Here is a 13211-nt window from a genome sequence, read left to right as displayed (position 1 = left end):
ATGGCGCACGCAGATTCTCCATGAGCTGGTTTTCGGCCCACCCATTTCCCCCGCGGCAGGCGCTTGCGCTGTATGTACTGGCTGCCGCCGCTGCCGGCGCCACGGCGCCGCTGTACGCACAGACTGTACCCCCCGCACCACAGCCGACCGCACATGGCGACGAGCAGGCGCTGCCGATCACGATCAGCGCCGAGGAAATCAGCGGCCGCCCCGATCGCCAGATCAATCTCGAACGCAATGTCGAACTGACACGCGGACAGACCCGCCTGACCGCCGATACCGCCTGCTACCTGCGTGTCGAAGACCAGGTCACGGCAAGCGGCAACGTCAACATGTGGCGCTTCGGCGACCGCTACAAGGGCGACGAACTGCAGCTGAACCTGGAAACCGGCAAGGGTTATGTCCTGCGTCCCGAATACCGTTTGCAGCTGAATAACGCCCAGGGCAATGCCTCGCGCATCGACTTCCTCGGCGAGAACGTGGCGCTGGTGCGCGAAGGCACTTACAGCACCTGCGAAGGCCCGGACCCCGACTGGTACCTCAAATCGAGCACGCTGCGCCTGGATAGCGGCCGCGACGTCGGCCTGGCCGGCAAGACCGTGATCTATTTCAAGGACGTGCCGATCCTGGGCACCCCGGCCCTGTCGTTCTCGCTGTCGGGCGCGCGCCGCTCCGGCTGGCTGGCGCCCACCGTCGGCTTCGGCTCCAAGGGCAAGGCCGAGGTCATGGTGCCGTATTACTTCAACATCGCCCCCAACCGCGACCTGACGCTGTTCCCGCGCCTGATGCTCGACCGCGGCCTGCAGCTCGGCGCCACCGGGCGCTACCTGGGCGTGACCGGCCTGGGCGCCTACAACGGCGAGACCCACCTCGAGGGCCTGCGTCACGACCGCGAGACCGGCGAGGACCGCTGGCGCGTCGACTCGTTCCACACCCAGGCCCTGGGGCCGGGCTGGTCCTACGGCTGGAACCTGCACGCCGCCTCCGACAACGAATACCCGAGCGACTTCTCGCGCACCGTGGCCGCCAGCGCCGAGCGCCAGCTGCTGCGCGAGGTGCGCACCGACTACGTCGGCCAGTACTGGAACCTGTCCGCGCGCGCCCAGAACTACCAGGTGCTGCAGGATCCGGCGGCGACGCCGACCAACGGCCTGTCGGTGCCGCGCCCCTACGACCGCCTGCCGCAGATTAACTTCCACGCCGGCCGCTACGACGTGCAGGGCTTCGACTGGGCGGTCGATGCCGAGGCGGTCAGCTTCTGGCACCCGGACCTGGTGCGCGGCAACCGCGCGGTGGCCGTGGCTTCGGTCAGTTATCCGATCGTGCGCCCGGGCTGGTTCCTCACGCCGAAAGTGATCAGCCACCACAGCAAGTACGACCTGGACCGCACTGCCGCCTATACCGGGCCGACCAAGCTGTCGCGCAGCCTGAATACCTTCTCGCTCGACAGCGGCCTGGTGTTCGAGCGCGACACCCGGCTGTTCGGCGACGCCATGACCCAGACCCTGGAACCGCGCCTGTTCTACGTGTACACGCCGTACAAGGACCAGGACCTGTTCCCGGTATTCGACACCGGCCGCGCCGGCTTCAACTACGCCCAGCTGTTCAGCGAGAACCGCTACGTCGGCGCCGACCGCGTGTCCGACGCCAACCAGCTGACCGCGGCCGTGGTGTCGCGCTACATCCAGCCGGACGGCGCCGAGCGCCTGCGCCTGGCCTTCGGCCAGCGCCTCTATTTCAGCGAGCCGCGCGTGCGCCTGCCGGGCGAGCCGCTGCACCAGAGCCGTTCCGACCTGCTGCTGGCGGCTTCGGGGCGCATTTCCGAGACCTGGAGCTTCGATAGCGGCGTACAATACGACGCGACCGGCAGCAACCTGTACAGCTCGAACCTGAGTACGCAGTGGCGGCCGGCCCCGATGAAGGTCCTGAACGCCGAATACCGTTACCAGCGCGGCAGCTTCCGCAACGTCGACCTGTCGGCGCAGTGGCCCCTGTCGGCCCGCTGGTACGGCGTCGGGCGCGTCAGCTACGCGCTGCGCTCGTACACCGTGGGCAATGCGACGCCGGGCAAGGGCAAGCTGCTCGAGAGCCTGGTCGGCCTGGAGTACAAGGCCGATTGCTGGGTGTTCCGTGCCGGGGTCCAGCGCTTCGTGACCGCCGCCCAGACCACGTCGACGCCGATCTTCTTCCAGCTCGAGCTCAACGGCCTGTCGCGCCTTGGTTCGGGCAACCCGCTCGAGACGTTCAACAAGAGCGTGCCGGGCTATACGCAGCTGAACAGCAATGTGGGGCGTCCCTGAAATTTAAGGACGCCTTAACCGCTGTCAGGTAGACTGCGGGGTTGGCAATTGAATGATTATTCACCCTGAATGAGTGCTTTCCAGATGACGCGTTCCACCCGTATGCACATTTCCCAGCGCGCAGGCAAGCCTGCCAAGGCCGCGCTCGCGGCAGCCCTGCTGTGCGCGCTGGCCGCGGGCCAGGTCATGGCCCAAGCCACGGCGCCGGCTGCCACTGCCGCCACCAAGCCGGGCAGCGGTTTCCTGCCGCCAGCCTCCAGCAACGCCAAGGTGCTCGATTCGATCCACGTGGTCGTCAATGACGAAGTGATCACCAAGAACGAAGTGCGCAATCGCGTGGCCCAGACCGCGCAGAACCTGAAGGCGCGCAACGTGCAGCTGCCGGACCAGGCCACCCTGGAGCGCCAGGTGGTCGAAGCCATGATCGTCGAGCGCGCACAGCTCCAGCTGGCCAAGGAAATGGGCGTGCGCGTCGACGACCGCAGGCTCGACGCCACCATTGGCCGCATCGCCGAAAACCAGAAGATGTCGGTCCAGGAAATGCGCAACCAGATGGAAAAAGAGGGCCTGCCGTATGGGCAGTTCCGCGAAGACATCCGCAACGAGATCATGCTGCAGCAGTTGCGCGAGCACGAAGTGGATTCCAAGATCCAGGTCTCGGAAGCCGAGATCGACACCTACCTGGCCGCCTCCAAGGCCGCGGCAGCCGACAAGGTCGAGATGAACCTGTCGCAGATCCTGGTGGCGGTGCCCGAGAATGCCTCGCCCGAGCAGATCGCGGCGCGCCGCGCGCGCGCCGAGGAAGTGGCGCGCCAGCTGCGCACCGGCGCCGATTTCAGCAAGATGGCCGCGACCTATTCCGACGCGAACGACGCCCTGAAGGGCGGCGAGATCGGCTGGCGCGACCCGGACCGCCTGCCGCCGATCTTCGCGACCGAGCTGCGCAAGCTCAAGCCGGGCCAGGTCACCCCGATCATCAAGACCAACGTCGGTTTCCACATCCTCAGGATGGCGGACCAGCGCAGCCTGCTCGACGCCGCCGCGGGCGAGAACGCCGTGATCCAGAAGACCCGTGTCAGCCACATCCTCATGAAGCCGACGCCGACCATGACCGCGGCCGAGGTCAAGAAGAAGCTGGCCGAGCTGAAGGAAAAGATCGCCAACAAGAGCGCCACCTTCGAAGACCTGGCGCGCCAGAACAGCCAGGAGCCGGCCAGCGCCGCCAAGGGCGGCGACCTGGGCTGGCTCGAGCCGGGCGACGCCGGTCCGGAATTCGACCAGGCCCTGGCCACCCTGAAGCCGGGCGAGGTCTCGGACGTCATCGAGTCGCCGTTCGGCTTCCACATCCTGCGCGTCGCCGAGCGCAAGACCGAGGACCAGAGCATGCAGCGCGAGCGCGACATGGCTCGCCAGGTGCTGCGCGAGCGCAAGCTGCAGGAAGCGCTGGAAGACTGGATGCGCCAGGTGCGCGACCGCGCCTACGTCGAGTTCCGCGAGGAGCAGTGATCATGGCCATGCCGGACGGACGCAGGCCAGCCCTTGCGGTCACGGTCGGCGAGCCGGCCGGCATCGGTCCCGAGATCGCGATCCGCGCAGCCTGGGCGCTGCGCGAAGAGGCCAATTGCGTGCTGGTCGGCGACGCCGCCTTCCTGGCGCTCACCGCCAGCCTGATCGACCCGGGCATCCGCCTGTCGGCCTTGTCCATCCAGGCGCTGCGCAACGGCGGCCTGCCGCACTTCGGCCAGGAGCGGCTGGCCGTCATCGACGTGCCGCTCGCCGCGCACGTGGTGCCCGGCACCCTCGACCCTGAAAACGGCCGCGCCGTGCTGGCCACCCTGGACCTGGCGATCGAAGGGGCGCAGTGCGGCTGGTTCGCCGGCATCGTCACGGCGCCGCTCCAGAAAAGCACGATCAACGACGCCGGCGTGGCGTTTTCCGGCCATACCGAATACCTGGCCGAGAAGACCAGCACGCCCAAGGTCGTGATGATGCTGGCGGGGCAGCCTGCCGGCGACCAGCCGTACCTGCGGGTGGCGCTGGCCACCACCCATCTGCCGCTCAAGGACGTGCCAGGCGCGCTGACGCCCGAGAACCTGGCCCAGGTCATCGACATCGTCGACCGCGACCTGAAGGGCAAGTTCGGCATCGCCGCGCCGCGCATCCTGGTCACCGGCCTGAACCCGCACGCGGGCGAGAACGGCTACCTGGGGCGCGAGGAGATCGAGGTCATCACCCCGGTGCTCGAGGCAGCGCGGGCGCGCGGCATCGATGCGCGCGGCCCGTACCCGGCCGATACGCTGTTCCAGCCGAAGTACCTGAAGGATGCCGACTGCGTGCTGGCGATGTACCACGACCAGGGCCTGCCGGTGCTCAAGTACGCCACCTTCGGACGCGGCATCAACATCACGCTCGGCCTGCCGATCGTGCGCACCTCGGTCGACCACGGCACCGCGCTCGACCTCGCCGCGCAAGGGCTGGGCCTGGCCGACTGCGGCAGCATGGTGGAAGCGATCCGCGCCGCCGTGCAGATGGCGGCCGTCCGCCGCCGCTGAAACGAACAATCACTAGAACACCATGAGCAAACACGTTGCACGCAAGCGCTTCGGCCAGAACTTCCTGACCGACAAACTCGTCCTGGACAACATCATCGACACCATCGGGCCGCAGCGCGGCCAGGCGATGGTCGAGATCGGGCCCGGCCTGGCCGCCATGACGGCGTTGCTGCTCAAGTCGCTCGACCACATGCATGTGGTGGAGCTGGACCGCGACCTGGTGGCGCGCCTGGAAAAGGCCTACCCGCGCGACAAACTCACCGTGCACTCGGGCGACGCCCTGAAATTCGACTTCGGTGCGATTCCGGTGCCGGAAGGGCAGAAACTGCGCGTGGTCGGCAACCTGCCGTACAACATCTCGAGCCCGCTGCTGTTCCACCTGGCCGAGTTCGCCCCGCTGGTCGAGGACCAGCACTTCATGCTGCAGAAGGAAGTGGTCGAGCGCATGGTGGCAGAGCCGGGCACCAAGGCCTACAGCCGCCTGTCGGTGATGCTGCAGTGGCGCTACGACATGGACCTGATGTTCATCGTCCCGCCGACCGCCTTCGATCCGCCGCCGCAGGTGGATTCGGCGATCGTGCGCATGATCCCCAAGCGCCAGAAACTGGAAGTGGATGGCGCCACGCTGGAAAAGGTGGTCGCCAAGGCCTTCTCGCAGCGCCGCAAGGTGATCCGCAACTGCGTGGCCGGCATGTTCACCGAGGCCCAGCTGGCCGAGGCCGGGATCGATCCGGGCGTGCGCCCGGAAGCGGTGGGCCTGGAACAGTACGTGGCGCTGGCGAACCTGCTGCCTGCCGCCTAGGGTGGGCGGCGCCATGCCGCGCGCTCGAAAACCAGCTCTGCATTGCGCCGCACAATGACGGCGTATCCCGCATTTCGTCCCTTCATCCGCCGATTTTCGCATTCCATCGCAAGCCGCTGGAGGCCCCGGGCGTGATTCCGTAAAGTGCTCCCATCGACAGCCGCACAGCAGTCAAGCGGCCCCACAATCACCCGAAGGAGCACGACAATGAACACCCTCAAGCACATGGAAGCCATCTTCATCGCCGCCCTGGTTCTCGCCGGCGTCAGCAGCTATGCGCAGGCGGCCACCAGCCGCGCGGCCGAGGCCTACAATGCCCAGGTATCGGTGGGCGCGTCGCAAGTGGCCGTGGTTAAGGTCAGCGCCAGGCGTCCGGCCTGATCGTCCGCGCGCAGCGGGCGAAAAAAAAGGTTCTTCGCGGGAAATGGGGGAAGACGGTATTGACTGGCTGAGCGGGAGGTGGTGGCGGAGGTCTGATGTTGGTAGATTGATAGTCGCCAAACAAATCAGTCTGTCAAACCACCGCCATGCTCAATGCTATGTCGTCTGTCTCATTTTGGGAAGGCCATATTGTCGACACCGTCCAGGAACAAGAAGACGGGTCGCTGTTAATCGTTCTCGACACCTGCCCGGCAAGTGATGCCGTGTGCGGAGCGTGCCTCCAGCCTTGTGCCCTGGTGCATGAACGCCGAAGGCGTAAGGTGCGCGATCGTGACGTTCTGGACAAGCGCGTCTGGCTCGATGTGCCGGTTCGGCGGCTGGACTGTCATCACTGCAATGCACGGGTGGCCGAGCACATTGTTTGGCTTGACCGGGGAGCTCGCATTACGCACCGCGTGCGCCTTTGGGTCGAGGCGTTGGCGCAGCTGCTCCCGATAGCCCATGTGGCCCGACTGACCGGCCTGCACTGGCACACCATCAAGGACATCGATCATCGGCGGCTGAAACACCTGCATGGTGACTTCTCGGCAGAAGGCGTTCAGCGCTTGGTCATGGACGAATTCGCGCTGCACAAAGGCCACCGCTATGCCACTGTGGCCTTGGATGCCGAGCGAATGCGGGTGCTGTGGGTTGGAGAGGGTAATAGCCGGGAAGCGATCCGACCATTCTTCGAGCTGCTGGGAGAGCAAGGCTGTCAGCGAATCGAAGCCGTAGCCATGGACATGAACACGGCGATGGACCTCGAAGTTCGCCAGCAATGCCCGAACGCGGAAGTCGTCTACGACCTGTTTCACGTGGTGGCCCGCTTCGGCCGCGAAGTGGTAGACCGGGTTCGCGTCGACCAAGCCAATGCCTTGCGTGCCGAATCAAAGGCCCGCAAGGTCATCAAGCGTAGCCGCTGGCTGTTACTGCGCAACCGCGACAACCTGAAAGCCGAACAGGCCGTCAAACTGGAGGAGCTGCTGGCTGCCAACCAGCCTTTGGCGACGGTCTACCTGCTCAAGACCGAGTTGAAGGAAATCTGGTATGCCCCATCGGTCCGGGAAGGTGCTCGTCGATGGAAAACCTGGCTCAAACTCGCCCTTCAAAGCCAAATCGCTCCGGTAATCCAATTCGCCAAACGTTTGGCCAAATACCGGCGCGGCATCCTGGCTTCGGCCATCTATCCGATGAGCTCATCGATCCTGGAAGGCGTCAACAACCGCATCAAGGTCATCAAGCGCATGGCCTACGGATTTCGGGATGCATCTTATTTCTTCCTGAAAATCAAGGATGCGTTCCCCGGCAAAGCGCGATGAACCAAAAAAAAGCCCGCTGTTGAGGCGGGCTTAAATCCAATTCTTTTCTGAGGAGAGTTGGAGGAGACAGGAGCGAGTATGCTGCGTTACAGCATATAAGTCCAATTTCCCTTTCGCATACGCGACATCAATTTATCGAATATCTCTCAGCTGTTCGGTACGCAGGTAATGTCGATATTGGTAACCTGGGCATCGCCCATGGTGCCGGTCGGGTTGGCCACCGTGCAGGTGCGGCCGGTCGGCTGGGACACGATGGTCACACCGTAGGTCTCGCCGTAGGCCACCGGGAGGATCATCGCGTAGTCGAAGGCCGCGCCGGTGGTGTCGGTCGTGGACGGCACGACCGCGGTGGTGCCGGTGGTGCTGCCGTTGGCCAGTACCAGGCCGGTATTGTCCTTGGTCAGGCCGGTGATCTTGCCACCGATGGAGTACTGGTTGATGGCGCACACGAAACGCGCATTGATCGCGGCCAGGCGGCCGGCGGTGTCGGCGGCGCTCAACTGATAGCTCGGATGGACGCCGCAGGTCTGGTGCGGCGGGTTGGCCTTGACGGCGACGCTGTAGGTGTCGCCGTACTCGAGCTTGTCCGGGAAGCTGAAGGTGACCGGCTCGCCCGCCTTGGCCGGCGGGGCGACCGTAATGTCGGTGCCGTTATTGGTCAGCACCAGGCTCGGATAGATCAGGCCTTCGACAGTGCCGGTGACCGTGTAGTTATCGTCGCCGCCGCCGCCGCAGGAGGCGAGGCCCAGTGCCATTGCCAGCATGCTTGCCGGACGGATCAGGGAAAACTTCATCAAGTGTGCTCCAGGTTGATTAAGTACGCGGACCGCAGGTGACCGCCACGTTGGTGACGTCGGTCGCGCCCATCACGCCGCTGCCGTTGGCCACCGTGCAGGTCTGGTTGTCCGGCTGGGTCAGGATGGAGACGCCATAGGGCGCGTCTTCGTTGATCTTGGCCATGGAGAAGGCGGTGGCGCCGGCGGCGACCGGCACGCGGTCGGCGCCGTTGACCAGCACCAGGTTGCTGCCGGTCAGGCCGCTGACCGTTCCCTTCAGCTCATGCTGCTTGAGGGTGCAGATGATCTGCACCGAGCGGATGCTGAACGCCAACTTGCCGGTATTGTCGTATTCCTTGCACTCGAGCGCGTTGCTCGGCAGGCTCTTGACCTTGACGTTGTAGCTCGAATCGGTTTCCAACAGCGTGGAAAAATAGAACTCACCGGTGCCGGTGCTGGTCGGATTGATGACCAGGTCGTCGCCGCCGTTGTTGGTCAAGACCAGGCCCGGCTTGGTCACGCCGCTAAAGCTGCCGCCGACGAACAGGTCGCCATCGCTGCCGCCGCACGCGCTCAGTGCCAGCGCGCATGCCAGCGCAGCAGCACCGGTACGCAGGGTCGAACTCTTCATAATTTCTCCAAAAAATCTGACTGGTGAACGTGCAAAGCGTGTGTCATTGACAAGTGAGTGACAAGTGAGTGACAAGTGGACACGCGCTGGGGCGAGCCTCGCCCAACATATATCGCCCAACATTTTAGTCCATTTGCCAAGCAGCTGGACGGTTTGCCTTTGTATCACGGTGTAAGTGTCGCGCGCCGGACAGGCGTGCCGGATTGCTTTCTACTGGCGTGCTCGCTATGCTTGGCCCAAGCGCCATCTTCCATCGACCCAGACCATGATCCATCGCCGCGCCTGGCCCAAAGCCGTATTGTTCGACCTCGACGACACCTTGTGGCCGATCGCCCCCGTGATCCTGGAGGCCGAGCAGATCCTGTTCGCCTGGCTGCGCGAGCACGCGCCGCGGGTGGCGCAGCAGTTCAGCATCGACACGCTGCGCCATGCCCGGCTCGAACTGCTGGCGCGCCGGCCCGAATTCCAGCTCGACCTGGGCGCCCTGCGCCGGGCCGGCCTGATCGCCGCCTTCGAGCAGGCCGGCGAGGACGCCGGCAAGGTGGAGCTGGCGATGACCGAGTTCTTTGCCGCCCGCAACGCCGTGATTCCCTACGACGACGTATTGCCCGGCCTGCTGCGCCTGAAGGGCAGGGTGCGCATCGCTTCGGTCACCAACGGCAATGCCGACCTGCAGACGATCGGCCTGGCGCGCCACTTCGAGGTCTCGGTGGCCGCGCCCGGCTTCGGCGTCGCCAAGCCCGACCCGCGCATCTTCCTGGAAGCCTGCCGCCTGCTGGGCGTCGCCCCGCAGGAAGCGGTCTATGTCGGCGACGACCTGCTGCTCGACGTTGCGGGCGCCCAGCGCGCCGGCATGCGCGCGGTCTGGATGAACCGGATCGGCAAGCGCAACGACATACCGGAGCGGGTGCGCCCCGACGCCGAAGTGGGCAGCCTGGACGGCCTGATCGACTGGCTCAAGCGCGAACACGCCTGAACTGGCGCCGTGTACGCATCAGCATGCATAATGAGGGTGCATAATACATAGAGCGAACTTTCGCCACTCCGCACTGTCAACCCATGCAACTCGAACCTCGCGCCCAGACCCTGCTGAAAGCCCTCGTCGAGCGTTACATCGCCGACGGGCAGCCTGTCGGCTCGCGCGCACTGTCGAAGATTTCCGGCCTCGACCTGTCGCCGGCCACGATCCGCAACATCATGGCCGACCTCGAAGAGATGGGCTACGTGTCCAGCCCGCACACGTCGGCCGGCCGCATCCCCACCCCGCGCGGCTACCGGCTGTTCGTCGACACCCTGCTCACCGTGCGCCACATCGACGAGCAGGCGGTCGGGGCCCAGCGCATGCACCTGCCCAGCCAGCAGCCCCAGAAGATCATCGCCAACGCGGCCCAGATGCTGTCCTCGCTGTCGCAGTTCGCCGGCGTGGTGCAAAGTCCGCGGCGCGAGTCGGTGTTCCAGCAGATCGAATTCCTGCGCCTGTCCGAGAAGCGCATCCTGCTCGTCATCGTCGATCCGCGCGGCGACGTGCAGAACCGCCTGCTGCTCACCGACGTCGACTACACGCCGGGCCAGCTGACCCAGTCGGCCAACTACCTGAACCAGAACTACGCCGGCCTCACCTTCGACGAGGTGCGCAAGCGCCTGGGCGGTGAGCTTGCCCAGCTGCGCGACGACATGGGCAAGCTGATGCAGGTGGCGGTGGAGGCGGGCAGGGAGGCGATGGCCGAGGGTGACGACATGGTGATCTCGGGCGAGCGCAACCTGCTGTCGGTGTCGGACCTGTCGTCCAACATGAGCTCGCTACGCCAGATGTTCGAGATGTTCGAGCAGAAGACCGGCCTGATGCAGCTGCTCGACGTGTCGAGCAAGGCGGGCGGGGTGCAGATCTTCATCGGCGGCGAGTCGAAGCTGGTGCCGATGGACGAAATGAGCGTGGTGACGGCGCCCTACGAGGTCAATGGCCGCATCGTCGGCACCCTGGGCGTGATCGGGCCGACCCGCATGGCCTACGAGCGGGTGATCCCGATCGTGGACATCACGGCCAAGCTGCTGTCGAATGCCTTGAGCCAGTCCTGAATGGCAATGGGGGGCAATGCCCCCCATCTTGTGCGCCCCGTTCCAGCCTGGATTTACCCCTTGCGCGGGCATCCCACCTTCACGCAATTGCCATAGATTGCCAGCGAATGCTCGGCAATCTTGAAGCCGCGCTCCACCGCGATCTTGTGCTGGCGCGACTCGATCTCTTCGTCGTAGAACTCTTCCACGTGGCCGCAGTCGAGACAGACGAGGTGGTCGTGGTGCGAACCGGCGTTGAGTTCGTAGATGGCCTTGCCGGTCTCGAAATGGTTGCGGTTCAGCAGGCCGGCCTGTTCGAACTGGGTCAGCACGCGGTAGACGGTGGCCAGGCCCACGTCCATGTTGTCGGCAAGCAGGATTTTGTAGACATCTTCCGCCGTCAGGTGCCGAACGGAGCTGTTCTGGAAGATTTCCAGGATCTTCAGGCGCGGCAGGGTAGCCTTCAGGCCGCTGGCCTTCAGGTCGGTGGGGTTGTTACTCATCTCGTTTCGCTCACGTTTGTTGCTCGTAGTTTGGCATAGTGCTTTATGATATAGCGTTTTGGAGCTCCCGCTCAAACGTTTTGAGGTTACCTATGCGCGTCAAACAAGCCGTTCTCCACCGATTCTCCAGCCGGGCAGCCCTCGCGGCCGGCCTCGCGTGCACGCTGATGCTGTCCGGCTGCGCCGCCTGGCGCAACCAGACGCGTCCCGCGCCGCCGGTGGACACGGACCCGGCGGCAATCGTCGCCGACGCACAGAAATCGGCCGCCGCCGCCAACGCCGGCGCCCAGACCGTCCAGGCCTCCAGGCTGCAGAAGTTCTTCTGGATCTTCTCGCCCTACCGTCCGGACATCCAGCAGGGTAACTTCGTCTCCCAGGAGATGCTCAACCAGCTGAAGGTCGGCCAGTCGCGCGACCAGGTCCGCTTCATCCTCGGTTCCCCGCTGCTCACCGACGTGTTCCACGAAGACCGCTGGGACTTTCCCTTCTACCTTGCGCGCGGCAACGGCGAGCTGACCACCAGCCGCGTCACCGTGTTCTTCAAGGACGACAAGGTCGAGCGCTTCGAAGGCGGCAACCTGCCGACCGAGCGCGAGTACATCGACCGCATCGCCGGCCCGGCCAAGGTGAGCAACAAGGCCAAGCAGGCAACGCGTCCGGTCGAACCGGCCAAGGTCGGCGGCGCCCCGGTCATCCAGCCATGAGTGCATTGAGAATCGCCGTCGCCGGCGCCGACGGCCGCATGGGTCGCATGCTGGTCGAGGCGATCCAGGCCGCACCCGACGCCGAGCTGGTCGGCGCGCTGGGCCTGGCCGGATCGCCCTCGATCGGCATGGACGCCGGCGCTTTCTCCGGCCAGACGACCGGTGTGCGCATCCAGTCGGACCTCGCGGCCGGGCTGAAGGACGCCGACGTGCTGATCGACTTCACCCGTCCGGAAGGCACGCTGCAGCATCTGGAATACTGCGCGGCCAACAATGTGCGGATGGTGATCGGCACCACCGGTTTCGACGAGCCCGGGAAGGCCGCGATCCGCGCCGCCGGCGACAGGATCGGCATCGTGTTCGCCCCCAACATGAGCGTGGGCGTCAATGTCACCCTCAAGCTGCTGGAAATGGCGGCCAGGAGTTTCAGCGAAGGCTACGACATCGAAATCGTCGAGGCGCACCACCGCCACAAGGTCGATGCGCCGAGCGGCACCGCCCTCAAGATGGGCGAAGTCGTCGCCAATGCGCTGGGCCGCGACCTGAACGACTGCGCCGTCTACGGCCGCGAAGGCGTGACCGGCGAGCGTGACCCGTCCACCATCGGCTTTGCCACCGTGCGCGGCGGCGACGTGGTGGGCGACCACACCGTGATGTTCCTCGGCACCGGCGAGCGCATCGAGATCAGCCACAAGTCGAGCAGCCGCGTCACCTACGCCCACGGCGCCCTGCGCGCCGCGCGCTTCTTGTCCGGCAAGCCGAACGGCCTGTTCGACATGCACGACGTCCTCGGTCTGAAAGGCTGAACATGGCAGTCGCAGAACTGAACGGCGCGGCGATCGTCGACGAAGCTTCCTTCCACCGTGAATCCCGGCGCGCGCTCGGCTTCCCGGAATCGACCGCGGACAGCATCGACGCCTGGGTCGACTGCATGAGCTACCTGCGCGACGAAGAGAACATGACCAAGTTCCGGCTCAAGCCGGACGAGGTGCTGGAAATCGTCATCCTCGACGCCGACAAGATGAAGGCGGCGGTGCCCGACCTGCTGGAAGAGATCGCGTTCTGCGTCGGCGGCATCAACGAGCGCTACGAGGACTACGGCGAGAAGCCGGCGCTGGAACTGGTGCTGCGCTAAAGTGATGTTGCAAG

The 13211-nt window shown here is 65.2% G+C and carries 14 protein-coding genes; 11 read left to right on the top strand and 3 right to left on the bottom strand.

Going from position 1 to position 13211, the window contains the following annotated elements:
• Nucleotides 1-20 precede the first annotated feature (20 nt).
• From IM543_22625 to IM543_22600, 6 genes are all read left to right on the top strand, one after another.
• The gene (locus IM543_22625) at nt 21-2300 is read left to right on the top strand and encodes an LPS-assembly protein LptD (protein QOY94240.1); all 2280 of its coding nucleotides are present in this window, start codon (nt 21-23) and stop codon (nt 2298-2300) included.
• Nucleotides 2301-2402: 102 nt separating this feature from the next.
• A complete protein-coding gene (locus tag IM543_22620; GenBank protein ID QOY96824.1) occupies nt 2403-3806 on the top strand; it encodes a peptidylprolyl isomerase in 1404 nt (467 codons plus the stop codon).
• 8 nt (nt 3807-3814) lie between these two features.
• Entirely contained in the window at nt 3815-4852 is a 1038-nt protein-coding gene (pdxA, locus tag IM543_22615; protein ID QOY96823.1) for a 4-hydroxythreonine-4-phosphate dehydrogenase PdxA, read from the top strand.
• Nucleotides 4853-4874: 22 nt separating this feature from the next.
• A complete protein-coding gene (gene rsmA / locus IM543_22610) occupies nt 4875-5654 on the top strand; it encodes a 16S rRNA (adenine(1518)-N(6)/adenine(1519)-N(6))-dimethyltransferase RsmA (protein QOY94239.1) in 780 nt (259 codons plus the stop codon).
• Between the two features lie 207 nt (nt 5655-5861).
• Nucleotides 5862-6035, top strand: a complete 174-nt coding sequence (locus IM543_22605) for a hypothetical protein (protein ID QOY94238.1) — start codon at nt 5862-5864, stop codon at nt 6033-6035.
• Between the two features lie 146 nt (nt 6036-6181).
• Complete coding sequence (locus IM543_22600; protein ID QOY94237.1) at nt 6182-7393, top strand: ISL3 family transposase; 1212 nt, start codon at nt 6182-6184, stop codon at nt 7391-7393.
• 146 nt (nt 7394-7539) lie between these two features.
• Here IM543_22600 and IM543_22595 read toward each other — a convergent pair whose 3' ends face one another.
• Nucleotides 7540-8187: a hypothetical protein gene (locus tag IM543_22595; GenBank protein ID QOY94236.1), complete on the bottom strand. Its 648-nt coding sequence runs from the start codon at nt 8185-8187 to the stop codon at nt 7540-7542.
• A 19-nt stretch (nt 8188-8206) separates the two neighbouring features.
• Nucleotides 8207-8800 carry a hypothetical protein gene (locus tag IM543_22590; GenBank protein QOY94235.1) on the bottom strand — a complete coding sequence of 198 codons (594 nt, stop codon included), beginning with the start codon at nt 8798-8800 and terminating at the stop codon, nt 8207-8209.
• A gap of 265 nt (nt 8801-9065) precedes the next feature.
• Between IM543_22590 and IM543_22585 the strand changes: the two genes are divergently transcribed.
• A complete protein-coding gene (locus IM543_22585; GenBank protein QOY94234.1) occupies nt 9066-9776 on the top strand; it encodes an HAD family hydrolase in 711 nt (236 codons plus the stop codon).
• 83 nt (nt 9777-9859) lie between these two features.
• Entirely contained in the window at nt 9860-10876 is a 1017-nt protein-coding gene (hrcA, locus tag IM543_22580; protein ID QOY94233.1) for a heat-inducible transcriptional repressor HrcA, read from the top strand.
• Between the two features lie 53 nt (nt 10877-10929).
• Here the strand turns inward: hrcA and fur are convergent, their stop codons facing one another.
• Nucleotides 10930-11358, bottom strand: a complete 429-nt coding sequence (gene fur / locus IM543_22575; protein ID QOY94232.1) for a ferric iron uptake transcriptional regulator — start codon at nt 11356-11358, stop codon at nt 10930-10932.
• A gap of 167 nt (nt 11359-11525) precedes the next feature.
• Between fur and IM543_22570 the strand changes: the two genes are divergently transcribed.
• The 3 genes from IM543_22570 to IM543_22560 are packed head-to-tail and all read left to right on the top strand — an operon-like array spanning nt 11526 to nt 13197.
• On the top strand, nt 11526-12062 hold the full coding sequence (locus tag IM543_22570; GenBank protein ID QOY96822.1) for an outer membrane protein assembly factor BamE: 537 nt from the start codon (nt 11526-11528) through the stop codon (nt 12060-12062).
• Nucleotides 12059-12868: a 4-hydroxy-tetrahydrodipicolinate reductase gene (gene dapB, locus IM543_22565; GenBank protein QOY94231.1), complete on the top strand. Its 810-nt coding sequence runs from the start codon at nt 12059-12061 to the stop codon at nt 12866-12868. Before IM543_22570 ends, dapB begins: the two co-directional genes overlap by 4 nt.
• Nucleotides 12869-12870: 2 nt before the next feature.
• On the top strand, nt 12871-13197 hold the full coding sequence (locus IM543_22560) for a barstar family protein (protein ID QOY94230.1): 327 nt from the start codon (nt 12871-12873) through the stop codon (nt 13195-13197).
• The last annotated feature ends 14 nt before the right edge of the window (nt 13198-13211 follow it).

The organism is Massilia sp. UMI-21 (assembly GCA_015277795.1).
GTDB lineage: Bacteria > Pseudomonadota > Gammaproteobacteria > Burkholderiales > Burkholderiaceae_D > Telluria.
This window is presented reverse-complemented; position numbering and strand designations above follow the sequence as displayed.

Bases quoted from the DNA above. Each gene is read 5' to 3' on its own strand.
- pdxA (QOY96823.1), top strand. From the start codon at position 3,815: ATGCCGGACGGACGCAGGCCAGCCCTTGCGGTCACGGTCGGCGAGCCG.
- IM543_22625 (QOY94240.1), top strand. From the start codon at position 21: ATGAGCTGGTTTTCGGCCCACCCATTTCCCCCGCGGCAGGCGCTTGCG.
- rsmA (QOY94239.1), top strand. From the start codon at position 4,875: ATGAGCAAACACGTTGCACGCAAGCGCTTCGGCCAGAACTTCCTGACC.
- IM543_22620 (QOY96824.1), top strand. From the start codon at position 2,403: ATGCACATTTCCCAGCGCGCAGGCAAGCCTGCCAAGGCCGCGCTCGCG.
- IM543_22605 (QOY94238.1), top strand. From the start codon at position 5,862: ATGAACACCCTCAAGCACATGGAAGCCATCTTCATCGCCGCCCTGGTT.
- IM543_22590 (QOY94235.1), bottom strand. From the start codon at position 8,800: ATGAAGAGTTCGACCCTGCGTACCGGTGCTGCTGCGCTGGCATGCGCG.
- IM543_22560 (QOY94230.1), top strand. From the start codon at position 12,871: ATGGCAGTCGCAGAACTGAACGGCGCGGCGATCGTCGACGAAGCTTCC.
- hrcA (QOY94233.1), top strand. From the start codon at position 9,860: ATGCAACTCGAACCTCGCGCCCAGACCCTGCTGAAAGCCCTCGTCGAG.
- IM543_22585 (QOY94234.1), top strand. From the start codon at position 9,066: ATGATCCATCGCCGCGCCTGGCCCAAAGCCGTATTGTTCGACCTCGAC.
- IM543_22570 (QOY96822.1), top strand. From the start codon at position 11,526: ATGCTGTCCGGCTGCGCCGCCTGGCGCAACCAGACGCGTCCCGCGCCG.
- IM543_22600 (QOY94237.1), top strand. From the start codon at position 6,182: ATGCTCAATGCTATGTCGTCTGTCTCATTTTGGGAAGGCCATATTGTC.
- IM543_22595 (QOY94236.1), bottom strand. From the start codon at position 8,187: ATGAAGTTTTCCCTGATCCGTCCGGCAAGCATGCTGGCAATGGCACTG.
- dapB (QOY94231.1), top strand. From the start codon at position 12,059: ATGAGTGCATTGAGAATCGCCGTCGCCGGCGCCGACGGCCGCATGGGT.
- fur (QOY94232.1), bottom strand. From the start codon at position 11,358: ATGAGTAACAACCCCACCGACCTGAAGGCCAGCGGCCTGAAGGCTACC.